At 48.8% G+C, this 24,742-nt stretch carries 27 protein-coding genes and 2 tRNA genes; 16 read left to right on the plus strand and 13 right to left on the minus strand.

Features of this window, described 5'->3' with window-relative positions:
• The first annotated feature begins 25 nt into the window (after window positions 1-25).
• Complete coding sequence (locus ACEW81_RS01485; protein WP_373531190.1) at window positions 26-1,048, plus strand: hypothetical protein; 1,023 nt, start codon at window positions 26-28, stop codon at window positions 1,046-1,048.
• A gap of 91 nt (window positions 1,049-1,139) precedes the next feature.
• Here the strand turns inward: ACEW81_RS01485 and ACEW81_RS01490 are convergent, their stop codons facing one another.
• The 6 genes from ACEW81_RS01490 to ACEW81_RS01515 form a co-directional block, all read right to left on the minus strand.
• Complete coding sequence (locus ACEW81_RS01490; RefSeq protein WP_373531191.1) at window positions 1,140-1,844, minus strand: hypothetical protein; 705 nt, start codon at window positions 1,842-1,844, stop codon at window positions 1,140-1,142.
• Window positions 1,845-2,069: 225 nt separating this feature from the next.
• The gene (locus ACEW81_RS01495) at window positions 2,070-2,981 is read right to left on the minus strand and encodes a hypothetical protein (protein WP_373531192.1); all 912 of its coding nucleotides are present in this window, start codon (window positions 2,979-2,981) and stop codon (window positions 2,070-2,072) included.
• Between the two features lie 178 nt (window positions 2,982-3,159).
• On the minus strand, window positions 3,160-4,146 hold the full coding sequence (locus ACEW81_RS01500) for an NAD-dependent epimerase/dehydratase family protein (RefSeq protein WP_373531193.1): 987 nt from the start codon (window positions 4,144-4,146) through the stop codon (window positions 3,160-3,162).
• A gap of 34 nt (window positions 4,147-4,180) precedes the next feature.
• Complete coding sequence (locus ACEW81_RS01505) at window positions 4,181-4,843, minus strand: hypothetical protein (RefSeq protein ID WP_373531194.1); 663 nt, start codon at window positions 4,841-4,843, stop codon at window positions 4,181-4,183.
• A 33-nt stretch (window positions 4,844-4,876) separates the two neighbouring features.
• Window positions 4,877-5,308 (minus strand): DUF2203 domain-containing protein, encoded by a 432-nt coding sequence (locus ACEW81_RS01510; RefSeq protein WP_373531195.1) that lies wholly within the window; start codon window positions 5,306-5,308, stop codon window positions 4,877-4,879.
• 115 nt (window positions 5,309-5,423) lie between these two features.
• Window positions 5,424-5,666 (minus strand): hypothetical protein, encoded by a 243-nt coding sequence (locus tag ACEW81_RS01515; RefSeq protein WP_373531196.1) that lies wholly within the window; start codon window positions 5,664-5,666, stop codon window positions 5,424-5,426.
• A gap of 168 nt (window positions 5,667-5,834) precedes the next feature.
• Here ACEW81_RS01515 and ACEW81_RS01520 point away from each other — a divergent pair, with 168 nt between their 5' ends.
• A complete protein-coding gene (locus ACEW81_RS01520) occupies window positions 5,835-6,149 on the plus strand; it encodes a hypothetical protein (RefSeq protein WP_373531197.1) in 315 nt (104 codons plus the stop codon).
• Between the two features lie 25 nt (window positions 6,150-6,174).
• Here ACEW81_RS01520 and ACEW81_RS01525 read toward each other — a convergent pair whose 3' ends face one another.
• Window positions 6,175-6,969, minus strand: a complete 795-nt coding sequence (locus ACEW81_RS01525; protein ID WP_373531198.1) for an SDR family oxidoreductase — start codon at window positions 6,967-6,969, stop codon at window positions 6,175-6,177.
• Window positions 6,970-7,314: 345 nt separating this feature from the next.
• On the opposite strand from ACEW81_RS01525, the gene ACEW81_RS01530 reads away from it, so the two are divergent.
• The 3 genes from ACEW81_RS01530 to ACEW81_RS01540 are packed head-to-tail and all read left to right on the plus strand — an operon-like array spanning window position 7,315 to window position 10,081.
• Window positions 7,315-8,346, plus strand: a complete 1,032-nt coding sequence (locus ACEW81_RS01530; RefSeq protein ID WP_373531199.1) for an LLM class flavin-dependent oxidoreductase — start codon at window positions 7,315-7,317, stop codon at window positions 8,344-8,346.
• Entirely contained in the window at window positions 8,346-9,398 is a 1,053-nt protein-coding gene (locus ACEW81_RS01535) for an asparaginase (RefSeq protein ID WP_373531200.1), read from the plus strand. The genes ACEW81_RS01530 and ACEW81_RS01535 overlap by 1 nt, the downstream gene beginning before the upstream one ends.
• On the plus strand, window positions 9,395-10,081 hold the full coding sequence (locus tag ACEW81_RS01540; protein WP_373531201.1) for a cyclase family protein: 687 nt from the start codon (window positions 9,395-9,397) through the stop codon (window positions 10,079-10,081). Before ACEW81_RS01535 ends, ACEW81_RS01540 begins: the two co-directional genes overlap by 4 nt.
• A gap of 226 nt (window positions 10,082-10,307) precedes the next feature.
• Here ACEW81_RS01540 and ACEW81_RS01545 read toward each other — a convergent pair.
• Window positions 10,308-10,374, minus strand: a tRNA-Ala gene (locus ACEW81_RS01545).
• 263 nt (window positions 10,375-10,637) lie between these two features.
• Between ACEW81_RS01545 and ACEW81_RS01550 the strand changes: the two genes are divergently transcribed.
• Window positions 10,638-10,895 carry a hypothetical protein gene (locus tag ACEW81_RS01550; RefSeq protein WP_373531202.1) on the plus strand — a complete coding sequence of 86 codons (258 nt, stop codon included), beginning with the start codon at window positions 10,638-10,640 and terminating at the stop codon, window positions 10,893-10,895.
• Between the two features lie 577 nt (window positions 10,896-11,472).
• Here ACEW81_RS01550 and ACEW81_RS01555 read toward each other — a convergent pair.
• Window positions 11,473-11,940, minus strand: coding sequence for a hypothetical protein (locus ACEW81_RS01555; protein ID WP_373531203.1), 468 nt, complete (start codon window positions 11,938-11,940; stop codon window positions 11,473-11,475).
• 249 nt (window positions 11,941-12,189) lie between these two features.
• Window positions 12,190-12,372 carry a hypothetical protein gene (locus ACEW81_RS01560; RefSeq protein ID WP_373531204.1) on the minus strand — a complete coding sequence of 61 codons (183 nt, stop codon included), beginning with the start codon at window positions 12,370-12,372 and terminating at the stop codon, window positions 12,190-12,192.
• Window positions 12,373-12,580: 208 nt separating this feature from the next.
• Between ACEW81_RS01560 and ACEW81_RS01565 the strand changes: the two genes are divergently transcribed.
• The 6 genes from ACEW81_RS01565 (at window position 12,581) to ACEW81_RS01590 (ending at window position 18,234) form a co-directional block, all read left to right on the plus strand.
• Window positions 12,581-12,805, plus strand: coding sequence for a hypothetical protein (locus tag ACEW81_RS01565; protein WP_373531205.1), 225 nt, complete (start codon window positions 12,581-12,583; stop codon window positions 12,803-12,805).
• Window positions 12,806-13,044: 239 nt separating this feature from the next.
• On the plus strand, window positions 13,045-13,827 hold the full coding sequence (locus ACEW81_RS01570; protein WP_373531206.1) for a hypothetical protein: 783 nt from the start codon (window positions 13,045-13,047) through the stop codon (window positions 13,825-13,827).
• A gap of 242 nt (window positions 13,828-14,069) precedes the next feature.
• Window positions 14,070-14,243 carry a hypothetical protein gene (locus tag ACEW81_RS01575; RefSeq protein ID WP_373531207.1) on the plus strand — a complete coding sequence of 58 codons (174 nt, stop codon included), beginning with the start codon at window positions 14,070-14,072 and terminating at the stop codon, window positions 14,241-14,243.
• Window positions 14,236-14,880 carry a hypothetical protein gene (locus ACEW81_RS01580; protein ID WP_373531208.1) on the plus strand — a complete coding sequence of 215 codons (645 nt, stop codon included), beginning with the start codon at window positions 14,236-14,238 and terminating at the stop codon, window positions 14,878-14,880. Before ACEW81_RS01575 ends, ACEW81_RS01580 begins: the two co-directional genes overlap by 8 nt.
• On the plus strand, window positions 14,873-15,205 hold the full coding sequence (locus ACEW81_RS01585; RefSeq protein ID WP_373531209.1) for a hypothetical protein: 333 nt from the start codon (window positions 14,873-14,875) through the stop codon (window positions 15,203-15,205). The genes ACEW81_RS01580 and ACEW81_RS01585 overlap by 8 nt, the downstream gene beginning before the upstream one ends.
• Before the next feature lie 128 nt (window positions 15,206-15,333).
• Window positions 15,334-18,234 carry a DEAD/DEAH box helicase family protein gene (locus ACEW81_RS01590; RefSeq protein ID WP_373531210.1) on the plus strand — a complete coding sequence of 967 codons (2,901 nt, stop codon included), beginning with the start codon at window positions 15,334-15,336 and terminating at the stop codon, window positions 18,232-18,234.
• A gap of 28 nt (window positions 18,235-18,262) precedes the next feature.
• Here ACEW81_RS01590 and ACEW81_RS01595 read toward each other — a convergent pair whose 3' ends face one another.
• The 3 genes from ACEW81_RS01595 to ACEW81_RS01605 form a co-directional block, all read right to left on the minus strand.
• A complete protein-coding gene (locus ACEW81_RS01595; RefSeq protein ID WP_373531211.1) occupies window positions 18,263-19,384 on the minus strand; it encodes a tyrosine-type recombinase/integrase in 1,122 nt (373 codons plus the stop codon).
• Between the two features lie 86 nt (window positions 19,385-19,470).
• Window positions 19,471-19,543 (minus strand) — tRNA-Ala (locus ACEW81_RS01600).
• Between the two features lie 123 nt (window positions 19,544-19,666).
• Entirely contained in the window at window positions 19,667-20,200 is a 534-nt protein-coding gene (locus tag ACEW81_RS01605; RefSeq protein ID WP_373531212.1) for a hypothetical protein, read from the minus strand.
• 137 nt (window positions 20,201-20,337) lie between these two features.
• Here ACEW81_RS01605 and ACEW81_RS01610 point away from each other — a divergent pair, with 137 nt between their 5' ends.
• The 4 genes from ACEW81_RS01610 to ACEW81_RS01625 are packed head-to-tail and all read left to right on the plus strand — an operon-like array spanning window position 20,338 to window position 24,735.
• Window positions 20,338-21,294 (plus strand): acyl-CoA desaturase, encoded by a 957-nt coding sequence (locus tag ACEW81_RS01610; protein WP_373531213.1) that lies wholly within the window; start codon window positions 20,338-20,340, stop codon window positions 21,292-21,294.
• A complete protein-coding gene (locus tag ACEW81_RS01615) occupies window positions 21,291-22,604 on the plus strand; it encodes an NAD(P)/FAD-dependent oxidoreductase (RefSeq protein ID WP_373531214.1) in 1,314 nt (437 codons plus the stop codon). Before ACEW81_RS01610 ends, ACEW81_RS01615 begins: the two co-directional genes overlap by 4 nt.
• Entirely contained in the window at window positions 22,592-23,419 is an 828-nt protein-coding gene (locus ACEW81_RS01620) for a DUF1365 domain-containing protein (RefSeq protein ID WP_373531215.1), read from the plus strand. The genes ACEW81_RS01615 and ACEW81_RS01620 overlap by 13 nt, the downstream gene beginning before the upstream one ends.
• Complete coding sequence (locus tag ACEW81_RS01625) at window positions 23,416-24,735, plus strand: class I SAM-dependent methyltransferase (protein WP_373531216.1); 1,320 nt, start codon at window positions 23,416-23,418, stop codon at window positions 24,733-24,735. Before ACEW81_RS01620 ends, ACEW81_RS01625 begins: the two co-directional genes overlap by 4 nt.
• Window positions 24,736-24,742: the final 7 nt, after the last annotated feature.

A 24,742-nucleotide genomic window follows, 5' to 3' on the forward strand; every position in this document is an offset into this window, starting at 1 on the left:
TAAGCAAACACAAGATTGATCTTTTATGGGCATGTATCCACTTTTTAATGCTTTTCGTTCATCGGGTTACTGGAACCAGATGGCGGGAAAACTGCGGCCCAGTCAACTTTCGGAAAACCATTGCGCATCCGGCGTCAAACCTCAAAATGGTTTTAGCCCGGCTAATGCGGCCATAAGCACACCCAAGCAACCCTTAGAGCAGGACATCCTGAACATCCCCTTCCATCAAGGGTCCATCGCTTTATTCAGCGCCACCGACAAAGGACTCATTCGACATGAAATGGCCCGATGTAAATATGGGTTGGGATGGCAGTGGCTGAACCCCAAAAACAAACTGGCCCTGAAGCATAAAAATGGCGAACTGCGCTTTTCAGATCATCAAGGCAGGCACGCGCCCAAAAATAAAGCACTCATAGTCGGAGATTGTCAGCAACTGGCCCATCAGCTGGGGGATCGGTTAACCCAAAGATTCAGAGGGAAATACACCTTCAAAGTAGTGGCCGGCAACAACCGGGTTGACTCCCAGTGGCAAACTCATTATTTTTTGGTGGGATGGCCCACCCGAAACAACGCCTATTTTATGGCAAAAACCCAAGGCGGCTTGAATCCACTAACCAGAACATTTAAAACCCTGATTCCCAAAGAAGCCTTCATCATTGACCCCACCTATCAAGTGATGGGCTATGCGGCTGACACTGAAAAACTGTGCCAGTACATGGCCAAACAGCCGCTACAGGACATTCAAGCCACCCCGCTTAAACAGAAGGGCGGCGGCTCCCTGCTTTCGTTTTATGGCCCTGAACAGGTCACGCAGGGTTTTCCAGTGGGCTTTGCCAAGGATTTAAAACCCGATCATCCCGCTCCCCATGAGGTTGGCTTTGTGTATTTTAAAAAACAGAACCCGCAGGCCCCCCGCCCAGCCATCGATTTACAATTCAAATGGGGCTATCAAACACAAGACCAGAAAAGCACCATTGCCCCCGGCTCTGAACTGCACACCATGCTGGGGCGCTTGCAAAAAGCCGTTCATGCCTATCACCGCCAATAAATATGGCTAAGGGTGTTTGTTTTCAGCCCATAACCTGGCGCTCAGTCAGAAAGACTTTCACAGGGCCTGATCCAGTGTTGAGCGCTTTATATTAGGCCGAAGCGGTGCCATGCCCGATGCGCCGAGCTTGTCGGGCCGGGATTAACACCTCATCGGCAATGGCTTTTAAAAACTTTAAGGCTTCTAAATCCCGGTTAATGGCAGCTTTTAAGGCCATAATGTCCGCAGCGTCCATTTTAAAAACTTCACGGCCAATTTGGCCCTGATTTTCCGCCCAGAATTTTTTATACAACCGCCGAGCCCGCTCGCAATAGCCATCCATGCCCGAGCGAAACGAAAGCCAATGGTGTAACTGATGCGATAAAAAACCCATGGTCAGCAACGCATCAGGAATCACAAAAACCCCATTGCTGAAGCTGACGGTGCCATTGGGATGCCTGCCTTTACGCCCCGAAAAAAAGCGATCCTGAACCGACAAAACGCGCTGGAGCCAAGTAAAACGAGGGGTCGCTTCCGGCAAAATAAAGCCGGGTTCAAAGCCCAGTATTTTCAATATTACATTGGAGAACGGCCCGGCCCTTAAAACATACACCGGCGTCTCATAGCGCTCAATCAGTTCCACCAGACCTTGTGGGTCGGTGTAAAAGGCCTGAATGGCCTCTCGGGCGGATGCCGCCACCTGATTGACCTGCTCCCGTGTTTCGGCCACCCGCTTAAAGGTATCATCCTCAAGCGAAACCGCCCCAGGCTGAATGGGGTTTTGGTGTCCCTGATGATGATGATTGGGGTTTGCCACCACGGGTTTATGCCTCTTATATCAATACCCAAGGGCTTTTTGGACAGTAAGCTGAAAGCGGTGCTAATCCGTTTACAGCGTCAAGCCTAATCCAATATCCATCCCTGTGATTGCATAAAAACAAACGTTTCCCATTTTGTGCGACTTGCCCGCCAAAATCATTACGTCCCCCTCAGCAAACGCCCACAAAAGCCAACAGAAGCAGAATAAAATGGGGTAAGGGTTTCAAAAAAACGGTTTATTGGCTGGCCTTGGGGGTGAAAGCATATCTTTCCCCAGTCTCAGCAGGGCAAGATTTTTCAAGATCCATCCCAGTCCTTTAAATGGCGCCTTGAAGGGGCCCCACATCATGTCAGCCGCTTTTTCCAGGGTCAGTCCGGCACCGGGCAAGAAGGCATTATAGAACCAGAAGCCCATCCCCCCTTTGGCCCCTGCCTTGAAGGCTCCGCCCATCGTATTGGCCTGAGCCACATCGTGATAAACGTTGGCTTTTAAAAACTGTTTACTGCTTAAAACCTGACCAATTCGGCTGTCTTTGCTCACCTTCAAATAGCGTCCCACCAGCCCGCCCAGCATTTTGGGATAACCGGCACGAACATTCAAGGCGTCATCAATGAATACGTTCCATTTGTTTAACAGATCGTACTGCCCTTTCAGGTTCTCCCGGTTCCGAAAGCCTTCCCGAAAATCCTGAAAACTTTTCATGGCCGGGGGCAAATTATGCGGCTGAACCCCACTGGCAATGCGCCGTCCCAGCTTGCCCGAGGCATAGGAAAGGGGCAGGCTTCCCAGCGTCACCAGCCAACCCAGCGGGCCGGTCACAAAGGCAAAACCCAACAGGGGAGGCACCACATCTTCCAGAATAAAACCGGTGGTCAGTCGCACCTTATCCCCAAACAAGCCGCTTTTACCAGTTTCGGGGGTGGTTGGCCGGGACTGAGGATCTGATTTTGAAGGGGCCGCCGCATGCTTGAACGAATCCCCTGCTTTTTGCTTGTGCAGCGGATCAAACGGCAACGGGGTTTCCCGATTGGCGGCTGAATCCGACGATTTCCCGGCAAAAGCAACCCTACCAACCGGCTTGAATGCCTCTGAGCGAGGCTGAAATGAATTCGGTTGGGTGGGTAGGGATGACATGGGCAGAGAACTCCAGACCGGATTGAGGGCCTTTAAAATCACTTTTTCCGTGATTTTTGCTGTATCTGATTCGATAAGCTGCTTTAGTAAACCCACTCAACCTGTTTTGGTGTGCTTTTGTTAAAAAAGCTTAAACCCTATAAAGACATCAAGCCCAGAAAAAGAAGAGATTAAGTGTTTAACGAACCAGCAAGCCTTGTTGTGCGTACCAACCCACGGTGCGTTGAATACCCTCTTCTAGCCCGTAGCGGGGAACTTGCCCCGTGGCCTGATACCATGAGTGCGATGAGCAGGCAAAGTATCGCTCAAACAAAATGCGTAACATCAAACTATCAGGCTGGGCTTGATACCAGCGGCTTTGATACCGGCCCAAACGGGCGGCATGCTGGCCCTGATTGCGCCATGAAACGCCCAATGCCGAGGCCAACAATTGATAAGCCTTATCCACCCCCACCGGCTGGGGATTGGCGATTAAAAAACGCTGATTCAGGGTATTGGGATGAAATGCGGCCAGCCACAGCGCCTGGGCCAAATCTTCCACATAAATTTCACTGACCTCCCCCGGAAACGGAAAGCGGGTATAGCTTTTGCCCGATACCATATCCCGAATCAGTCGATCCAGACTGGAGTTAGGACGAGCGTGAGGGCCGTAAATATAGGCGGGAATTAAAATGGTATGGGGCAGGCCGCTGCTTTGAATGATTTGCTCGGCCTGTAGCTTGGACTTGCCATAATCCGTATGGGGTTGAGGCAGCGACTGTTCGTTCAGTAAGTGTGTGGCAGGGCTTTCCCATGGGCGGTCGATGGCCGAAATGCTGCTGACATAAACCAAGCGCTCCAGCCGATCGCTCATGTGCAAGGTGTCGGTTAAACACCGGGTGGCCTCGGTATTTTGTTGGTAAAATTCCGGGCCATTTCTCAGGCCAACCAGAGCCGCCAAATGAAAAACCCGCTCCGCTTGCCGAAGGGAATCCCGATACGTTTCTGGCGCTAACAAATCGCCCGCCAACCAGTGCACATTGCGGGGTATTTCCGGCCACTGCTGGCTTGCTTTAACCGGATCGCGAACCAGACAAGTGATGGCGTAATCCGGGTAATGCCGAACCAGATGATTCAAAAAATTTCGGCCTAAAAAACCGGTGGCTCCCGAAATCCAGAGGGTCATTTTGAATCCTTTAGTAGGCTCCCTAGCAGGCCCCCTAGTTTCGCTCAAAGATGAGCTGGTTTAACAAGTCGTTCATCAAGGGTTTTTGGAAGGCTTCTTTTTGAGCGTAGCCCACCAGCAAGGTGTCTTTGCCACTTTCGGAGTGGCTGCCATCGGCGTTCCGCAGAACCCCGGCCTGATAAAAGCGTGAATTCGGCTCATTGCTTAACTTAAAGCGAATTTCAATTTGCCAGTAGGGCAATTGATGCTGGTTGTTCTGGATAAAACCGGCGTTTAAGGTTTTTAAATCCTGAATTTCAATGGAGACCGGGCTACTGGCCCCATCACCCACTTCTCGCAGCCGCAACAGCTGATTGGCCATTAAATTGGCCCAAACCAAATCAGGCTCCTTGGCAAATACTTTGTCCACCAAGCCGCTGGCCACCCCGTCCACAATCAAAAATTCCTGGGGCTGCTGTTTGCTGATGACCCGAATGACCCGCATATCAAGCAAGTCCAGCTTTTTTTTGACGTAATAAATGGCCTGCGGCTTCAATTTGACGGTGGTTGAATGGGTGCCATTCCCACCGGGCAAAAAAGCGTTCAGCCCCACTTCTGATAAAACGCTGTACAGCCAAAAGCCGCCCAAAATCAAAGCAGTCAGGCTGGCAGCCAGCACAAACCATTGAATGGAGGATCGTTTTCCCGCTGAAGCCAACTGTTTTCTCTCTTCTCTCAAAAAGAATACGATTTAATCCGGTAACAGGGTAATGGGGTGCCGACCGGCAAAGCCTTCATTGACGCCATGAAAATAGAAAATGCCATCTTCGTTCAAACGCCAGCACAGCAAATACACCTCTCCGGTGCTTTCAGCCCGGTAAGGGAAATCAATCAGCCCGGCATCCACATCCCGTAAAATAATGCCTTGCTGGCCAAACTTATCCACCCAGGCGGCCACGGCCTCTTCAAACGCCTCAAAGCGCTCCTGAAGCGCTACCACTTCAGCGTCTGTAGTTTTACGGCCACTATTTTGACGGGCCAATACCAGCCTTTTACTGAGAATGGCCGCATCTCGCAGCTCTCTCATTTCAGCATGAGCCTGCTTGAGCTGCCCCACAACCCAGGGCAGTTCTTCCACAGCCTCTTCCAGGGCAAAAAACTTGTTGAACTCATAAGCGGTCATAAACGTGAACACCTGATTGAGTGGGATTTAAGAGAACAGCATAGTTCAAACCAGTCTATCTGTCCATTCTCCGTACCGCTGAGAGACTGTTTTTCCGCCCACTCTGCGTGCTTATTCAGAATTTGAGACGAATCTTCTGGATAACCAAGGTATAAAACAACAACGCGCCCCAGTACATGCCGGTGGTCACCATCATGTTTTTAAACAACGAATTATTACCCGCAATGGGGAAAACCAGCGAAGCAATGGGCTTGGCGAAGGTTTGCGCCAAAGGGTAGCACACCACGATTACAATCATAATCAGCAAATAAATAACGCCGTAATAGCCCAGAAACCGCCAACCGTCTATTTCACGCATTTTAAGCTCGTTCCACATCACTCTTAGAGCCGATTGGGACACCCTCGCCCAACCGAAACGCTTTAGGCCCATTTTACTACATATCAAACATTTCTCTACAGTTTTAAAGCAATGAACCGATAAGGAGAAAGAGCAACCGACCCAAGCATCCAGAAAAGGAAAATGGCCATGACTTACCATGACCCCGATCAAACGCCAGACGATATTCAAGCGGCGCTGGATAGCGCCAACCAGCGCAACCCGGAAACTCAAACACCCGCTCACGAGGCCTTGCCCTCCGAGGTATTGACCCAGGGCGCAACAAGCTGCCCCCTGCTTAGCATTCGTTACGCCTTTACCAAATGCGGGCTCATGGCCGAAAAAGCGCCATGGCAAACCTTGAGCGCACTGGCTTTGGCCATTGGGTGCGGCTGGGTATGCAACTATTTTGGCGTTACCGTACTGGCGGGCTTGATTGCATACGCCATTGTTGCGGAAGAATAAGCAGCCAGCCGGTTTACCCCCATTTTTAGTGGTAGGCCCGACGTTTTCCGCCATCCACGCACAAGGTGCTCCCGGTAATGTATGAAGCCAGCTCCGAACATAAAAAGGCCACCGGGGGGCCAAATTCATCGGGATTTCCCAACCGGCGGGCAGGAATGGACTGGGCGTAATCGGCCAGCCAGGAAGCCCGATCGCTGTGTGGATTTTTGGCCAGATGATCGGCCAGCCGTTCTTCGGTGCGATCGGTTAAAATCATGCCGGGCGCCACGCAATTCACCGTAATCTGGTCCGGGGCCACCTCATTGGCCAAGGCCTTCAACATGGCCGTAATGGCCGGACGAAAGGCGTTAGACACCGCCAGTTCCGGGATGGGTTCAAACGCACTGAGAGAGGTGACGCAAATAATCCGCCCCCAGCGTTGCGCTTTCATACCGGGCAAAAACGCCGCATTGAGATGCGCCACGCTTTGAAACAACTGCTCAAAGCCCTCCTGCCAGGCCAGCATTTCGGTGTTGGCAGTGCGAGACGGCTTAGGGCCTCCCACGTTGTGAATGAGAATATCCGGGTCGCCAAAAGCAGCCCGAACCGCTTCAATCAAACGCTCCCGCCCCTCGGCAGAGGCCAGATCGGCCACGCTGCACAATACGGGGTGAGTAGAAAACTGCTGAATTTCAGCCACTGCCGCCGCCAGCGTTTCCGCGTTTCTGGCGCACAAGAATAGGCGAACCCCTTCTTGCGCCAACGCCTTGGCAACCGCTTTGCCCAGTCCTTTAGAAGAAGCGCACACCAGCGCCTTGCGGCCCGCAACGCCTAAATCCATACCCACACCCTTTCAGCAGTCACAACAAAAAAACATGCTAGCCCGAACCCCCTGGAATGAACAAGACAGAGGGTTGGCTCAGCCCGCTTCACGCCAGCGCCGCTCTGCCCATTGCCCCAAAGAAAACCCCCTTCCAATCGGGAAGAGGGTTCTTTGCAAAGTAATTTTTCATTACCTTACCTTCTTATGATACAAAATGGCGTCTGCCATCGCCATTGGCCATCTGTCTATAAACATGGACTGTTCTATTCAGTAACCGGGCCAAATCCGCACAACAGAGCGAGCTTGCCAAGCGATTTTGCTTGTTGAATGATAGAATACAAATCTGTTTGAGGGGGGGTGGCCATGATATTTTCCAAATTTATCGCACTGGTTTGTCCCAACGGGAAAGATCCGGCTGAAAAATACGCGGAATCTCTGGAGCAGATCCAAATGGCGGATGACATGGGTTTTTACGGCATTTGGCTGTCCGAAAATCACTTTTCATGCAAAACCGGTCTGCCCCAATTTCAGGGAGAAATCGGGATTACCCCCAAGCCGCTCATGTTTGGCATGAAAATTATTGAAAATACCCGGCAAATCCGGGTAGGTACAGCAGTTCGCAATATTGTTTTTTCCAATCCGTTACTGGTGGCCGAAGAGGCGCTGGTTTTTGATTTGCTCTCCAAGGGGCGTCTGGATTTGGGGGTGGGCTGCGGGTATCGGCCCTGGGAATTTGAAGGCTTTAAAATCAACCAGGCAGAAGCCAGAGCCCGTTTTCTGGAATCCCTTGAAATTCTGGATCGGGGCTTGCGAGGGGAAAGCTTCAGCTTTCAAGGCCAGTACTACGATATTCCCGAGGTGGCCTTGGTGCCAAAGCCTTACTATACGCTTCCCCGTCCCAAACTGTTTTTGGCCACCGGGGATATGGAGCAGGTGAAGCTGGCCGCACAGCGGGATTACGGGGTCATGTCCTTTTCAACCTCTAGTAAGGAACACCTGGTTGCGCTTTATGAAACCTACCGGGATATCGCTCAGCCTCTAGGGCATGATGTTTCTCGGGATCGTTTTCCGGTGACCCGCCAAATTTACATTCATCAAAACCCCGCCGTGGTGCAGGAATACGCTGAACGCAATTTGCCTCATTATCAAGCCGCCCTGGGCGATTTTAAAACCTGCCCCCCGCTGGAAGAACTGAAAAAACTCTACATCATCGGTACCCCGCAAGAGTGCGTGGCACAACTGCAAGCGCTGCGTGACGAGATGGGGTGCAGCCACGTTATTTTATGGTTTAACTTTGGCTGGCTCACCCATCAGGAAGTCAGCGAGCAAATGCGCTTATTCGCCGATGAAGTGATGCCTCATTTCGCCCCGGAAAAGAAAGCGGTGCCCTGCTAATGCCCACGGAGCAACACCACCCGGAATTACCTTGGGCCCCTATTTACACCACCCTGCGCTCTCATATTCCAGAAATCAGCGTTCAGGGCATCGTTTATATTTGGGCTGAAGATCGAAAACTGTTCGCCAATGCCGGTCGTTCCCTGCTAAAAATTGGCAATACCGAGGCCCCCTTGTGGAGCCGCTCCCTGCTGAAACCTTTCCAGCTGATGGTGTTATACCCCACTTTAAAGGCCGCTTATCCTCAACTGAGCGACGCCCATTTTGCGCTAATGAGCGCCTCCCACAGTGGCGATCCTGAACAAATTGAATTACTGCAAGACATGTTACACATTGGCAACTTGCAGCCCTCCGACCTGCAATGCCCTGCCTGTCGGTCCATGAATGGCCGTTCCAGCTCGGACAAAAGCACACTCAATCATCCTTGCGCCGGAAAACATCTGGCCCATTTGCTGTATCAAAAAGCAAAGCAACAACCGCTGCAATCCTACCTGTCATCCCACATAGAACCCTACCAACGCCTTCGGCAATTATTGCAATATTTACTGGGTAAAACGACGCTGGCGGAAACCGTTGACGGGTGCGGCATGCCCAACTATGAAATGAACGCCATAGAAGCCGCCCAGCTTTATCATGCACTGGTCATGCCGGTGGGCCCAGATTTGATGCGCCAAGCCCCGGATGAATTAACCGACATTTTAGGCGGCTGGGATGAAATCTCTGAACTGATTCGAAATAACCCGATGCTGATTGGCGGAAAAAACCGGCTGGATACCCGGCTGATGAGTGAGTTTCAGGCATTGAATATCAAACTCATCGCCAAAGAAGGGGCGGATGGACTTTTGGCGGTAGGACTGGGCCCCAGCCCCAAATTTTCGGACGGGCTGGGTATTTTCATTAAGGTGGCCTCCGGGTATGAACCCCAGCAACTAGAATTGATTTTGCAAACGTTGCTGGCGCAATTGGGTTTGATTCCCCCTCGCCATCAGGAAGCCGGAATTCTGGAAACCCATTTCCAGTTTGATGTATCGGGAGTGTCGGTATCCACATGATGGGGCCGTTTGAAATCATTGATATTTCCCAGCCCATCGACAGCCAAACCGCCTGTTTTCCGGGGGATACTGCCTTTCAGCGCAATATCACCGTTCACCACGATCAGTCTGGGGTGATTAATTTATCCGCCTTTACCATGAGCCCCCATGTGGGCACCCATGCGGACGCGCCGGTTCATATTCAGGGCGATTTAAACCAGCCTGCTCACAATACGGAAACGGTGGGGCAACTGCCCTTAACCCCGTTTATGGGGCCAACCGTGGTGGTGGATCTCTCCCCGCACACAGGCGAGATTGGCTGGCATCAGGTGGAAAGCCAACTGATGGGCTATTCCACGTTTCCGCAGCGGATTTTATTTAAAACCAGCCCATCCATTCGCTATGACGTTTTTGAGGACACTTACCCCTGTATATCCGTGGATTTGGCGGAAAAGCTGATTGCCCATCACGTCCTGTTAGTGGGCATCGATACCCCCTCGGTGGACGCCATCGACTCTAAAACACTGGAAACCCATCACGCCTTGCTGAAAGGCGGTGTGGTGTGGCTGGAAAATCTGGATTTAAGCGCTTTAAAAATCCGGCCCCATCAACCAGAGACTTATTTTTTAAGCGCCTTACCGCTCAAATTCATGAGTCTGGAAGCCTCTCCGGTTCGGGCCGTGCTGCTCAAGTTAGCACCCTGAACCAAGTCAGCTTTTTCAATAGCCTATTCGCTTTTCAGCAGAGCATGACAGGTATTTGACTGATTTCGCATCGGCTCAGAGAGCCTACCCAGCGCCTCTCATGCCCACTCAGTCGCTCCAAACCCAAGCAAAAAACGCCTACCATCACAATGGGAGACGCTACATTAACAGCGATCGAACTTACAATCACCGATCAAAATTTTAGACTTTAAAGAGTGAAGTAAAATGGAGGCGACAGGAATTGAACCCGCGACATCCTGCGTGCAAAGCAGGCGCTCTACCAACTGAGCTACCGCTTCGCGATTGCGTTTAGACATATTCCATTACTCCTGACTTTTACTGAAATGTTGAACTTTTGTTGTAGTTGTCCATTTTAACAACTATTCAGGGCGCACAAAACCGCTCATCAATTTACATAAATGGCCAATGGATTCGAAAAAAATCGGAAATTGTCGTAAAAGTTAGCCTTAGTTAGCATTGGAACAAAATTTCCAGTCCTTTAGCCTAAAATGATATTGTGACGGTTCCATTAACTAAATAGAAATGGGGGGCTTGCATGATGAAACGAATTACCACGGGAAGCTTGGCGCGCGCCATCCAGAAGGTTAACCCGATTGTGACCGATGACATGGTTAGAGGTTGGGTAGAAGAAAATTCCCTGCCAGCACACCGGAACCCCGGCAATAAGCGTGGATGGTGGTACGTTTTGCCCGAAAGCATCCCCGCATTTCTTATAAAAAGTCTGGAGATGACCAAACCAGAAGCCAAAGAGGTGTTGTTATCTTTGGGCTTTACGCCGAGCAAGGCAGCATAAATTTTAGCAAACACCAATTTTTCACATAAACCACATGAACCCAGGTTGGCCCGAATGAGCAACTTGGGTTTTGTGTTTAGGAAAACCTTTGCGTGAACCGGAGAGAAACAGGCGGGAAATATTGCTAAGAAAGAAGCTTCCTTTTTTATAGTGCATGCTCACACGTCACCAATAATATATATATAACGACGACGTGTGAGCAGCCTACACTGTAGTAGACGGATGAAAATCCTTAGTTCCATTTCAGGGAGAGGGTTTAAGGCGAATTTTTCACAAATTCAAATCTTTAAAAAACTTGAAAAGTGAGCTTCTTGGGGCAAGTGTTTACATTTACCAACATTCAAAACCATTTTTCAGAACATCAGCCGTCACCTTTGGCCAAAATTTCAATTCTCCTCCGCGCGTCAAAACCCAAACCCATGAAAAACAGCCTGTCTCTTCCGTTGGTCGCTAACAATGAAACGCTCAGCCATCAAATGCAGCCCCATAAGCAGGAGTTTTATGCTTTTAACACCTGAGCATCATCTTTTAAATTTCCGTTTGCTCTTGAGGCTCTGGCTTGAAGATTGAGCTGCCTTTAAAGTAACTTGTCTTCCCACCCAAGCTTAACCATCAGATTCCTAAACTCGTCATGAGGTAAAGCTGATATGGCAGCCCTGAATTCTTGGATTTCTATGGCAAATTGTTGTTTTTTATATTCCTCTAGAAATTGGATATTAATATCTTCCATCTCAGCCAATTTTTTCAGGGTGAAAACTTGCTCTTCTGTAAACCAACTGAACAGCTCCGCAAAGGGTTCTGGGCTTTCCTCTGTACATTCAAGAATTTTTTGCTTTCGCGCCTTTGTGGCCTCTAAACTTTCGGTCTGAAAAAGCCACTCTTGAACATTTCCCTGTAGATAGGCCGCAACTTGAGCCTCTTCTGTGAGAGGATTCCCCAGTAAGTTCAGCTTATCCCATAATGCCACCAGAGTGCTTTCTGTTATGGAAGTCAACAACTGATAGAATCGAAAAATATTGCTGTTATTCTCTTGTGCTATCGCCATGATTCCCCTTTCAATAATTACATTTTGTTTTTGTCCACATCAACAAAATAGCGGCTAAGCCTTTGATAGTTCCAGTCTCAAGGGCTCTTTATGCGGCCATGGCCGGAATGTTAAGGGTAAGAGTTTCGATATCAGAACAAGCCCCCAAAAAACAGACGGGACAAGCTGGCCGGTTATCATCGGGTAGTGCGTTTCCTCGTCTGCTTATCAGAGTCTCCAAGTGTCGATGGGTTCGTTTAGGTAGTGTTCTTACGTAAGAGACTTGGGAGTCTCAGAAACCGAGCTTGCGGCTTCGTTAGCTTCTCTTTGGCGTCTCGCCCGGATGCTGAGGATTAATTCAAACAACCCGGCTAACCTGCGGGAGCCTTCGGCATCAAAGCCCGCTTCTTCGTAGATTTTCTGCATTGGATATAACGATGTTGGGATGTCCATTTTGCCGGTTTCCTTTTTTGTCTTGCCTACTGTGTTTATAGATTAAAGTCTACGAATTTCATAATTCCATAATAACACCGATTTGATTTATGTCTACGATTTTCTTTAAAGAGGTTTGTTTTTTGTAAACTTATTTCTAAAACCTTGTAATATAGGTAGATGTTAGATATATTTGAATAATGTAGACATTCATTGATGAGGATCTAATATGACTAGAGGTGGTAAGCGGGATGGCGCAGGCCGTCCCACGAGAAGCGATAAAGAAGGCAAACAGCCTAAAGTTGTTTTGAGCTGCCGAGTAGAGGCGGAAACTTTAGCCTTTTTAGACAGCGAGAAACAGCGAACTGATCGCAGCATTGGAGAGTTGACTGATCTGGCTGTCTTCCTCCTTCAAAAGCACCCCGAAGAATCTTTTCCTTCGGTGGAGGCTTAGCCATGGCCGATCAAAAAGGCTGTGTCTGAAACTATTTTTGAATATCTGGCCTGATTCAGTACACCCGTTTTAAAGTCAGTAATTAAAAGGCAAGCGCTAATAACGCTAAATTAAGAAGGTGAGCCGCAACCCTTCTGAAGAGAGTCTTGCTAAAACACAGGGATCAAAAGCCAATGAACCACTATAAATGCTATCAGCCCTTAACGAATTTTCGGACTCCATAAAAAGAGGCGAAGCCAATGAAGCACTATAAATGCTATCAGCCCTTAACCGGAATGGATGACTTTGACTGTTTGCAAATAGCTTTTGAAATCATGATGCTCGATATGGGGGATCTACCTGGATTTCAAGCGGGTGTGAAAATAGAAGAAAACTTTCCCAAAGACCAAACCAAGGCAGAGCAAGAAAAACGGCTGACGGCGATGCTAAAGGCGCAGAATAAATTGGAATTGTCCCGGTCAGCAAGAAAAACACCTGATGCAGTGTTACAAGATGCTTTGAATCGCTTAGATAATGAGTTGGGTTTTCCACAAGATCAACAAGGTACGACAGCTTGGGAGATAGTCGGGATTTACCTTAAAAAAAGACGTAAAATGAGTTTGCAAGAGCAACTGGATGCCCACTTTGAACTCAAAGGTCAAAGACTGGCTTATCGCAATCGAGTGTTGGAGTTCCCCTACTTTGCATCAGATTTTTGGGGATTTTGCAAACAAAAATATTTACAAAAACAGCCTTTATTTTCCAACCGAGTGGTTATAAGAGAAGAAGAAGCCTATCCTAAAGAACTGTTTACTGAACTCGCTCCGAAAACATCAAAGGGCGGGTTACAACAGAAAATTGCTTTGTTCTTGTGTACACCAAGAACCATAAATGAAATAGAACAAGAATTTGGCTACAGCAAATCAGGAGCCTTCCTCAGTAATAAAAATCGAATAAATGACATATGGAATGATAAGAACCTTAACTACAAATTAAAGAAAAACAAAAGTAATGGGAAATGGGAAATCATTAAGCTTTGTTAAGCTCTTAAAACACCCTGTTCATCTATTGCGTACGGGTTTCAGTACGGGATCGCGTACGTTATATTCTTTTCTCGATCTGGCATTATTAAGTTCATCAGGCACCGACAAGCCTAAGCCCCAAAGAACAGGCTATAAGACTACCAGTCAGACATAAACGTTTATTACTGACTTTTACGTCCTGCCATCGCTCTTTGGTGGCAGGGCTTTTTTTGTGCCTGGAGTCAGTAATAAAGGATCCAATCATGACCCATAAATTTTCACATCCCTTTGTAGAAATTCGCTTTTACGTCCCTTTGGACTCAGAAGCATGGCAGGACTTTCAAGCCTCAAATGCCTTTGCCACTTTGGCTCAAGCCGGACTGGTGCAAATGCAGGAAGTTACGCAACATGTACAGAAAGGGAAAAAACATGCCTAGTACCATCAACGCCATGGCCCCATTGGTTGGTGTCACGCCGAAGGGAAAACACTTAACCCAGGAAGGCCAAGAGGCTTTTATTTCCACTTACAAAAGCTTTTGCTTCCGGCAATTGCCTCATACGGTTTTACGGCTTGATATGCCAACCTATGAAACCATCAAAGCTTTATCCAAGCTCAGAATGAAGGACTGGGCCAGTACAACACGCTGGAACCCAGACGCCGAAACCACCGGGTTATTGGGCGAGCTGGCCACCTTCCATTTCTTTGGATTTTCTCCCGAGCAGGCATTAAAAGACTTCAAGGATGGTTTATCAGGGGATGGAGGGGTTGATTTTCACTGGGCTGGCGAAGCGGTAGACGTGAAAACCACCCGTGGGCAGGCGTTAAAGTTCCGGTTTAACCGATCTAACAAAGCCAGCCGACGCGCCACTATTATTTTATTTTCACATCTGCAAGAAGAGGCAGACGGCGTTTTTGTTCAGCTATTGGGTTGGGCCTGGCGGTTCAGGCTTCACCCCTGGATGCGCTCAGATTCACGATCCGACTTTGTGCGGATTGAGACGCTACGCCGTGAAGGAATCCTTCAGCCAGTAGAAACCCTGAAAGCAATGATAGAGGGTGATTATCATGCGTAAGCCTGAAATTGAATGCAGCGCCGAAAGCCCCTGCCCTATTTGTGGAAACACGCACACTTGCATTTGGTTTGTTGATGCCGCTCAGAAGCCCACTTTAGGCCTACCCAAGAGCATGTACGATGGCTTGCCGCTGAAAAAAAGCTTCATCAATCCGCCAGCACCACCCGGCTGGTACGCAATTGAATGTTCTAACGTAAAGCACGAAGGCCAAAGAAGATGCGTTATGTTTGGCAAAGAGGCCGCTGAAGTTTTCCGCTTGATAGACGTGCTTCCCAAGCTGATTCATGCCAACTTCCAGAAACTAACTAACCAGAACCACTGGTAAGTAAAGCAATGGCCCGATTGATCCATGCTTCCCGGCATCAACCCTGCCCCATTTGCGGAAAGTTAGACGCTTGCCGCCGAACGGAAGATACCAACCCTCTTTATTTCTGCCTGCGAGTTCATAGCAGCTTGCAGACCCCTTCCGGCTGGCATTATCTGGGTGATGACAAAAACGGCGTGTTTGGACTATTCAAGCCGGACAACAAAAAGGAATATCGGCCATGGCAGGTTAAAAATGTACTGCCCCCAAACCAACCAAACCCTGATGCGCCTACAATTGCGGATAAGCTCATTACAAATCGGGCATCCGGCTATGAAGGTCTTCTTTCACAGCTCAGCATTGATCCGCTTCATTCCTATTGGGTAAAAAAGAAAGGGCTTCCTGATGCCGCTATTCAGCATTTCAACTTAAAATCCTACACTATGGCCACCCGGTTGGATGGAATGGCATCTGAGCTACCCGGCATCAGCCCAGGCGAGCCGGAGAAGATGATAGGAAAAGGCGGTTTGTTGTTGCCTGTCAGAAACTTCAAACAGCAGCTTCTTGGCTTTCAGGTTGTCCCTTCAGGGCGGATTGCACAAGAAAGCCATGGCCGACCCTGGAACAAAAGCAAATATATATGGCTCTCCTCTAAAGCAAAGGGAGGTCAAGGGCCATCATTACCAGAACCTTATAACGCCTTGCCCCTTGGTTACTTTCAGCCTGACACTTTGAATGATCCCAAGACACTCTATCTATCTGAAGGCATATTAAAATCCATGATCATCTGTTACCGGATGGGATGGCATATTTTGGGAACGGCATCGGCGGGTCGATTTTGCCCAAAACAATTAGAGGAAACCATCCAATCTGGTGAATTTTCAAGGGTGGTGTTAATTCCAGATGCGGGAATGCTCGACAACGCCAATATTGCCCGTGCCTATGCCAGTACAGCCAAAGCAGTTCAACAGATAGGCAGGCAACTTGAATGCCTTTGGTGGGAACAGACAACCAAAGCAACCGCCGACTTTGATGAACTCATTACAGATGGAAAAACGGACAGCTACCGGGTTTTAAGTTTTGACGAGTACTTCCTTAAACAATCCATTGAAACCCAAGAGCAGGCGGACAGGCTAAAATTTCTTAAAAAGCTGTTTTGGCTCCCCCGAGAAGTGCCTGTTCACCCCAAACCAACGCCCAACACGGCAAACATCCGTGAGGAAATGGCAAAAGCCTTTGAAAATATCTTGCTGCAAGGCCGTTCAGGCAAAGGGCTATTACATCTCTTTCAGGATCCAGCCGGTACCGGCAAAACAACCACGTTGGCCCGAACAGTAAAACAGTTGCATGATGCAGGCCGGTTAAAAGATCGTGTCCTCTTTCTGGTGAGAACCAAAGAACGCATAACGGATCTTGAGCAAATCTTAGGTGATGCCGCATTCTATGCTTATGGCCGGACAGAATCCCCTGAAAGCAACTTTTACTGCCAAAAACTTGAAGAATATGCCCGAATTGCAAACGCTCGCTTCAACCCTGGCCAATTTTGCCTGAATTGTCACGATGAATTAGAGTACCTCCGCAAAACCTGCCCTTATAAAGAGCAGCAAAAAGCCGCTAATCATGCCCGCATTGTGGTTGCCACCAATCATTCCTATATGGGTGAAAGCAGTCGGATTGAAAAGTTTGCAACCATCATCATTGATGAAGACCTGACATCAAGCGGCATTACTGAGCAGGTAAGCATTAACCCCGGACGGGATTTTGAGAAAATCCGCAACATAATTCAAAGCAAGCCGGATTTACAGCAGCAGTTCCCGCCAATGCATCCCCTTTGGCCTTTGCTGGATCAACTAGAGAGCTTGGCCATGGCCGGTACAGATAGCCCCGAAGAACAGCTTCAAAGCATCTGGGAAAGGCTGGAAGCGTCAAGCGTCTTTACACTCATCGGACAGTTTATGGCGAATTGGCCAATAAATAACCCAGAGGAAGCATTTCCATTTGAGAATCGCGCCCTCCTGTCTGAAGGTGGCCCAAGGCGGCTTATGTTTGATCTGATTCGAGCGCTCACCGATGGCAAAGAACGCCTGATTACAAGCAACGGGCGGATTATCTTTGAGCGCCCTTGCGCCAGTCTGAGCGTTTTGCGGAATAAAAAAGTCATCAGCCTGGATGCCACCCCTTTGGTTTCCCTTTTAGAAAATATATGGTCGCCTGAGAAAATATGCCGCTACGGCGATCTGAACTATGCGCCCAATGTAGAAGTGACACAGGTAATAGGTCGGGTTTTCTCCCCTGGCAAGCTGTCTACTACTGACACCCAAAAACTGCAAACGGTGGTTAAAAGTTTTATCCAGAACTATTCAAAACCCCTGATCATTATGCCCAAAAGCTTGGCACCAAAGTTGACAGAGGAAGACACAAGCACCATGCTCCATATTGACCATGAAAATCTGCAAGTTGGCTGGTGGGGGAATCAAACCCGAGGTAGTAACGACTATTTAGATTGTGACATAGCTGTTTTGGTTGGGAATTATCAAATCAACCCGGAAGCCATGCGCTTAAGGGTCAATGCACTTAGGCAAACCTCAGCCATCCAAGGGAAAATGCGTGAAATATTACAACCCATGACCTTGGCTGGCCATGGCTGGCTAATTCCTTACCGTTTCCAATCTTGTGAGCCTGATCCCTTAGTGCAGTTGACCATGCAAGAAGCCCAAGCTGCAGAATATGCCCAAGCGATTGGACGATTAAGGGCCATCAACCGAGATAAGCCGGTTCAAGTAGTTATCTTGAACGGCTATGTACTGAAAGGACTGCGAGTGGATTCAGTTCTAGAATGGCAAAGCTTGATGCACTCAAACCCGGAACAGAGAAAACGCCCAAACATTGAACAGTTGAACCATGAGAAGAGCGAGCAAGCACTACAGACGTTAGCATCATTCCTTGCTAAAAGCCCAAAAGATATCAGTAAGGCTCAAGTAGCAAGGGAAACAGGGCTATCCAGAAACACAATTGCCAAGTACTGGAAACAAGCGCAAGCCATTTCTTAAGGAAAGAGTTCAAACCTTTCAGCATTGATCAATCCCAATTTTTCATGGCGTCAATAACCTCTTGTTCAGCCGTCATGCAATAGTTTCGGGTGATTTTAATATCTGAATGCCCACAAGCCATCTGCAACATCACCAAAGATCGCCCTTTATTGGCGTTCAAGGTCACAAAGGCACGTCTCAGAGCATGAGGGCTAACCTTAACACCGACGGAACGCCCTATTCTCTCCAAACGCTGATAAAGCCCACTTCGAGTCATTGCCTTACCGTGTTTATCCCGCAAAATAAATGGCTTTAGGCTTAAATTGGCATCTCTCAAATGGTCTAAAAGAGCATCAGCAAGTGTTTTGGTTAAGCCTACACGCCGTGTCTTCCCTCCCTTACCCAGGCGAACAGTTAACGAATCTTTCAGAAAGTCGATATCCGACCATAGCAAAGCGCTTGCTTCCGAAGCTCTCAGCCCGGTGTGTGATAACAAAAGAACGATTAAACGCTCTTGAGTGGTTTGGCATTCAGCCAAAAGCTTTCCCAAGCTCTCCTCATCCACTGTAAAACGTTTTGGGGGCAAGTGTCGCTTGGGATAGAGCGGCTTTACCTCTTCCTGAAAATGGTCATCCAAGCACCCTTCCCTGCGAAGGAAGTTCCCTAAACAAAGAATCGACTTATAGTAATGCTCCCGTTTGGCAAACTGTACAGCCGGAATAGCCATTAGCTCTTTTTTCAGGTGGTTTGCCCTGACTTCGCTATATTTTGAGAAGTAAAGACCTACATAATGGCAGTAATCTTGAATGGTTCGCTCACTATAGACCCTACCGTTCAATGTTCCTTTGGCCATGGCGTTTACCCAAGCCGGAAGCATCCCGATATGGCTTTTCTGTTGAGCTTTTTTCTTTTGCTTAACGGCGGAAGCTTCCAAAGTGGCAATCATTTCCACCGCTTGAGGACTGATAAGCCAAGTGGTTTTATTGCCATAAGGCTTTGCAATGGCTGGAAGCTTGCCAGACTCGCACCATCGCTTAATGGTCATATCTGAAATCCTCAACTGATGAGCGGCTTCCTTAACTGATAAAAAGCCATGGCCAGCTTGCCGCTTTGTTGAAAAATGTTGAACTTTTGTTGAACTTTCATTAATTGTGTTGGACTTTTGCCCCAAATTTTGAGAATGCTCACAAACTAAAACAGCCCCTAGATTCGGTTGAATCTCTTGGGACTGTAAGTGTTTATCCAGAAGTGGGGTTTTGGAGGCGACAGGAATTGAACCCGCGACATCCTGCGTGCAAAGCAGGCGCTCTACCAACTGAGCTACGCCCCCAAGGCGATTTGTAATTTATAGCATACCCGACACTGGACTGGCAAAGGTTTTTTAAGGAAATAACTCGTTTTTAACGGGTAAGGGCCTTTTATTCCAAGCATCGGCCACCTGCGGCCCTAAAAACTAATTGCTTAAAATCGCTTGCCGCAAGGATTCCACCATGGCCGGAGTGGGTTGAGCGCTCTTCTTCCAAAGCACTTGCCCGGTGGGCCCCAGCAAAACAAATGAATATTCCTCTTTCTGCAACCCCAAAGCGGTCTTCAACTGCTTTGTATCAGCGTAAAAAGGATAAACACGGCTCATTAACATTTTATTACTAACCGTTTTTCGCATAAACGCTTCTATGGAACCGTTCAACGCTTTATAACGAGGCTCAATCACCGCGATTTCCACAATTTGAAGATTGCTGGACTGGGTTCGCAAACCATCAAACATCAGCAAGCCCTTTTCCAGCGTTGGCTGATGGCGGGGGTGAAACCCCATGGCAATCACGGTATTTTTGCCCAATAAGGCATTGGGGAAAGCGAACTTGCCAGCGCCGCTTAAACTCACCAACTCCCCTTTGGGCAACACGGCAGCCAGCCCCACACCCCAGGTACAAGTTGAAAAAGTAAGCAAAACAGCTAGAATAAGGGGAATGATTCTCAATGGTTTCATAAGGTAGCCAGAGGCCTTTCCAGTTATCCAACACGAAGCTCAGAATCACAATTATAAACGCGGATCTGGCCACGTCTCTACATTGACATCAGAATAGCTTCAGTTACACTAATTTTTATGTACCAATCGGTATATTTATGAGCACTAACCCCAATATAGTCAATACCCATTCCGCCATTCACTCAAACAACCCTGAACCCATTTACGCCAACCAATCCGAATGGTCCCGATGGATTCCGTTTGCTTTTTTACATGTGGGCGGGTTGGCCGCCTTCTGGTGTGGCTGGTCGCCGACTGCCGTTTTAATTGCGGTGGCCCTGTACTGGGTTCGCATGTTTGCCATTACCGCTTTCTATCATCGCTATTTTTCGCACCGCAGCTTTCAAACAGGCCGGGTGCAACAGTTTATATTTGCGGTTTGGGCCATGACCTCCGTGCAACGAGGCCCCTTGTGGTGGGCCTCGCATCATCGCAGGCACCACCGATTGGCCGACAAGCCCGGCGATCCTCACTCCCCGGTAACCGAAACCCTGCTGCAATCCCATATCGGCTGGATGACCGTGCCCGAGAATCTGGAAACCGATTACACCGTGATTAAAGATCTCACCCGCTTTCCAGAACTGGTTTTTTTAAACAAATTTGACTGGGTGGTACCGGCCTGCTACGCCATGGCCCTGTATGCACTGGGTTACACACTGGAGCAAATCGCCCCGTCTCTGGGAACCAATGGGTTTCAGATCCTCATTTGGGGATTCTTTATCAGTACAGTGGTTCTGTTTCATGGCACCTGCACCATCAATTCACTGGCCCACCTGTTTGGCAGCCGCCGCTACGCCACCGCCGATGATAGCCGGAACAACCTTTGGCTGGCCTTAATTACTCTGGGCGAAGGCTGGCACAACAACCACCATAAGTTCCAGAATACGGTGCGCCAAGGCTTTTACTGGTGGGAAATTGATATCACCTATTATGTTTTGCGGTTGATGGCAGGGCTGGGCATTATTCACAATCTCAATCCCGTGCCGGTGGAAGCCTACCAAACGGCTCCCACCTCTGCCCACCCCTCTGATACCAACGCCGGGGCAGGCCGATGAAGCAACTGGCCATTATTGGCAGCGGTATTTCCGGGCTGGGATGCCTCTATTTTTTACATGAGCATTACCAGATCACCCTCTACGAAAAAAACGACTACATTGGCGGCCATACCAACACGGTTGATGTGGAGGAAAACGGTAAAAAACTGCCGGTCGATACCGGCTTTATGGTGTTTAACAAAGTCACCTATCCCAACCTGTTGCAGTTGTTTGATACCCTGGCCATTCCCTACAAACCCACCGATATGTCCTTCAGCGTACGACATGAGGCGTTGAATTTAGAATGGAACGGCGCAGGGCTGAACAAACTGTTTGGGCAGCGTAAAAATTTATTCAACCTTCGCTTTTGGCGAATGCTAAAGCAAATGGAGCGCTTTAACCGGGAAGCGGTAGAAAATTTGGAAAACCCACGCTACAAAACCCTCAGCGTGGCGGAACTAGTTGCTGAACGAGGATACGGCCAAGACTTTCTGGAACTGTTCATGATTCCCATGAGTTCGGCCATCTGGTCCACCCCGCCCCATAAAATGATCCACTTTCCGGCCAGAACCTTAATCCGCTTTTTCTTTAACCACGGCTTTCTGGGGCTGGACACCCACCACCAATGGTACACCGTGGAAGCAGGTGCCCGCACTTATGTCCACCGACTATTATCGCTTTGCGCGCCTGAATTACAACTGAACCGGACGGTCGTGGGCGTGGAAACACAGGCCTCTGGTCAAGTAAAAGTCACCGCTCAAACCCCACAAGGGGCCAGAGAAAGCCGGGAATTTGACCGGGTGATTATGGCCAGCCACGCCGATCAATCGCTGGCCATGCTGACTCAGCCCACCCCCCTGCAAAAGGCCATTTTAAGCCCCTTTCAATATCAAAAAAATCAGGCCACCCTGCATACCGATAGCACACTGCTACCCAAAACCCAACGGTGCCGAGCCTCCTGGAATTATCAGATTCGTCCTGCCCAAGGGGGGGATCAGACCAGCGAATCGGTCATTTATGACGCCGCCACCCATTACTGGATGAACAGCCTGCAAGGGGTATCCGAGCATCAGGATTATCTGGTGACCATTAACGGTGAAGACTGGATTCAGCCCGATCAAATCCGAAACAAAATAGCCTACGAGCATCCCATTTTTGATGAAGCCGCCATTGCCGCTCAAGATCAACTGCCGCAACTCAACCAAGAAGGGCAACAAACCGGCATTTATTTCTGCGGCAGCTATTTCAGATTTGGTTTTCATGAAGACGCCTTTACCTCCGCCGTGGATTTAAGCACCTTTTTGCTGGGGGCCTTGTCTTGGAAGCGTTGAACTCTTGTCTGTATGAATGCGCCATTTTTCATGAACGACTGACCCCCAAAAAACACGCCTTTACCAATCGTTGCTTTTTCTTTTATCTGGATTTGGATGAACTGCAAACACTGGCCAATCGGTTTCGTTTGTTTAACATTGAAAAACCGGCCCTGTACCAGTTTAAAGCCTCCGATCATATGCCCCTGCAACCCACCGGCAGCTTAAAAGAGCGAGCCATTCAGGCATTCCGGCAAGCCGGATTGCAGGAACCCATTGAGAAAATTTCCTTACTGGCCAATGTCAGAACCCTGGGTTATGTGTTTAATCCCATTAGCCTGTTTTTTGCTTTTAACCCGGCGGGCCAATGTCTGGGCAGCTTGGCCCAGGTAGAAAATACCTTTCGGGAAATGAAAATTTTCCCCGCCCTCAACCGCCATGAAAACGAATCGCAGGGCTTTTTTAGCGAAGTGGTTAAACATTTTTATGTCTCTCCTTATTCCAAGCTGGATCAACAGTTTCGCTTTGGCATGTCCGTACCGGGGAAAAGCATACACTGCACCGTTTCCAGCCATGCCGGAGAAGAAACAGTTTTGCGCAGTGGCTTTAGCGGTAAAAAAATCCCCCTGAGCGATGCCCATTTATGGCGGTTAACCCTGCGCTATCCCCTCATCACCTGGCAGGTGACTGCCTTGATTCACTTACACGCACTGGTGCTTTGGCTTAAAAAAGTACCGTTGCACCTAAAAGAAGATCGGCTGTTTGAGCAACGAAACGTGCTGAGGCCCCGACCTGATTTGCAAATCTATTACGCGGAAAATGAGGTAACCCCATGAACGCACCACCGGAACTCAAGCAGGATGCATCCACCAGCAATCCTCCCCCACAAGGCTTGCCCCACGGGCTGAAAAACGAGCCTCCTAAAAACTTGTCATGGTCGGCCCGCATGGTATTCAACCTGTTATCGGGAATGCATCGGGGACAGCTGACCCTACGGTTTCCCGACGGCAGTGCGTCCACCATTGGCAAAGAACCCCACAGCGACTTTCAGGCCGTGATTCAAGTGCGGGATGAACGGTGCTTTAAGCGCATTATCCAGTTTGGCCATATTGGCTTTGCGGAAGCCTATCTGGATGGCGAGTGGGACACCCCCGATCTGGAAGCCGTGGTGTGCTGGTTTATCCTGAACATCGAAAATTCAACGGTGCTGGAAGGCTCTAAAAACAAGGCTTTCTGGGTCAACCTGCTGGGAAAAATCAACCGACTTTACCACTTGTTGCGCTCTAATAACGTAGATAACAGCCAAAAAAACATTCACGAGCATTATGATTTGGGAAACGATTTTTTCAAAATTTTTCTGGACCCCTCTCTCACTTATTCCTCGGCCCGCTTTACCCACCCGGAGCAATCGCTGGAAGAAGCGCAACTGAGTAAATACGAAGCGCTTTGCCAAAAAGTGCAGCTAAAACCCGGCGATCGGGTGCTGGAAATTGGCACCGGCTGGGGCGGCTTTGCGGTTTATATGGCCACCCAATACGGCTGCCACATTGATACGGTCACCATCTCTCAGGAGCAGTTCAACTTCGCCAAACAGCGCATTGAAACCGCCGGATTGAGTCATCAAATCACCGTTCACCTGCAAGATTACCGAAACATTCGCGGACAGTTCGATAAAATCGTATCGGTGGAAATGCTGGAAGCGGTGGGAGACGCCTACCTGAATACCTATTTCGCCCAATGCTCAAAATTGCTGAAGCCAGACGGCTTGCTGGGCATTCAATACATTACCTGCCCCGATAGCCGGTATGAACTGTTGAAAAACAACGTGGATTTTATCCAGAAACACATTTTTCCCGGTTCCCTGTTGCCTTCGGTGGGGCGGGTGAATCAGGCCATTAATCAAACCGGCCATTTGTTTTTGCACCAACTGGAAGACATGGGCAACAGTTACGCCAAAACCCTGCAACTGTGGCACGACGCCTTCAACGCCAATCTGCCCGAAGTTCGCAGACAAGGCTTTGACGAGCGCTTTATTCGCAAGTGGAATTACTACCTGATGTATTGCAAGGCCGCCTTCAGAATGCGTAACATTAGCGTGGTACAGGCCGTTTACACCAATCCCAACAACCTCAGCCTGTGGCAAGCACTCTAGTAAAAAA

This window comes from Vampirovibrio sp. (assembly GCF_041737375.1).
Classification (GTDB): Bacteria; Cyanobacteriota; Vampirovibrionia; order Vampirovibrionales; family Vampirovibrionaceae; genus Vampirovibrio.

Bases quoted from the DNA above. Each gene is read 5' to 3' on its own strand.
- ACEW81_RS01485 (WP_373531190.1), top strand. From the start codon at position 26: ATGGGCATGTATCCACTTTTTAATGCTTTTCGTTCATCGGGTTACTGG.
- ACEW81_RS01495 (WP_373531192.1), bottom strand. From the start codon at position 2,981: ATGTCATCCCTACCCACCCAACCGAATTCATTTCAGCCTCGCTCAGAG.
- ACEW81_RS01500 (WP_373531193.1), bottom strand. From the start codon at position 4,146: ATGACCCTCTGGATTTCGGGAGCCACCGGTTTTTTAGGCCGAAATTTT.
- ACEW81_RS01510 (WP_373531195.1), bottom strand. From the start codon at position 5,308: ATGACCGCTTATGAGTTCAACAAGTTTTTTGCCCTGGAAGAGGCTGTG.
- ACEW81_RS01515 (WP_373531196.1), bottom strand. From the start codon at position 5,666: ATGCGTGAAATAGACGGTTGGCGGTTTCTGGGCTATTACGGCGTTATT.
- ACEW81_RS01520 (WP_373531197.1), top strand. From the start codon at position 5,835: ATGACTTACCATGACCCCGATCAAACGCCAGACGATATTCAAGCGGCG.
- ACEW81_RS01525 (WP_373531198.1), bottom strand. From the start codon at position 6,969: ATGGATTTAGGCGTTGCGGGCCGCAAGGCGCTGGTGTGCGCTTCTTCT.
- ACEW81_RS01530 (WP_373531199.1), top strand. From the start codon at position 7,315: ATGATATTTTCCAAATTTATCGCACTGGTTTGTCCCAACGGGAAAGAT.
- ACEW81_RS01535 (WP_373531200.1), top strand. From the start codon at position 8,346: ATGCCCACGGAGCAACACCACCCGGAATTACCTTGGGCCCCTATTTAC.
- ACEW81_RS01540 (WP_373531201.1), top strand. From the start codon at position 9,395: ATGATGGGGCCGTTTGAAATCATTGATATTTCCCAGCCCATCGACAGC.
- ACEW81_RS01550 (WP_373531202.1), top strand. From the start codon at position 10,638: ATGATGAAACGAATTACCACGGGAAGCTTGGCGCGCGCCATCCAGAAG.
- ACEW81_RS01555 (WP_373531203.1), bottom strand. From the start codon at position 11,940: ATGGCGATAGCACAAGAGAATAACAGCAATATTTTTCGATTCTATCAG.
- ACEW81_RS01560 (WP_373531204.1), bottom strand. From the start codon at position 12,372: ATGGACATCCCAACATCGTTATATCCAATGCAGAAAATCTACGAAGAA.
- ACEW81_RS01565 (WP_373531205.1), top strand. From the start codon at position 12,581: ATGACTAGAGGTGGTAAGCGGGATGGCGCAGGCCGTCCCACGAGAAGC.
- ACEW81_RS01570 (WP_373531206.1), top strand. From the start codon at position 13,045: ATGAAGCACTATAAATGCTATCAGCCCTTAACCGGAATGGATGACTTT.
- ACEW81_RS01575 (WP_373531207.1), top strand. From the start codon at position 14,070: ATGACCCATAAATTTTCACATCCCTTTGTAGAAATTCGCTTTTACGTC.
- ACEW81_RS01580 (WP_373531208.1), top strand. From the start codon at position 14,236: ATGCCTAGTACCATCAACGCCATGGCCCCATTGGTTGGTGTCACGCCG.
- ACEW81_RS01585 (WP_373531209.1), top strand. From the start codon at position 14,873: ATGCGTAAGCCTGAAATTGAATGCAGCGCCGAAAGCCCCTGCCCTATT.
- ACEW81_RS01605 (WP_373531212.1), bottom strand. From the start codon at position 20,200: ATGAAACCATTGAGAATCATTCCCCTTATTCTAGCTGTTTTGCTTACT.
- ACEW81_RS01610 (WP_373531213.1), top strand. From the start codon at position 20,338: ATGAGCACTAACCCCAATATAGTCAATACCCATTCCGCCATTCACTCA.
- ACEW81_RS01615 (WP_373531214.1), top strand. From the start codon at position 21,291: ATGAAGCAACTGGCCATTATTGGCAGCGGTATTTCCGGGCTGGGATGC.
- ACEW81_RS01625 (WP_373531216.1), top strand. From the start codon at position 23,416: ATGAACGCACCACCGGAACTCAAGCAGGATGCATCCACCAGCAATCCT.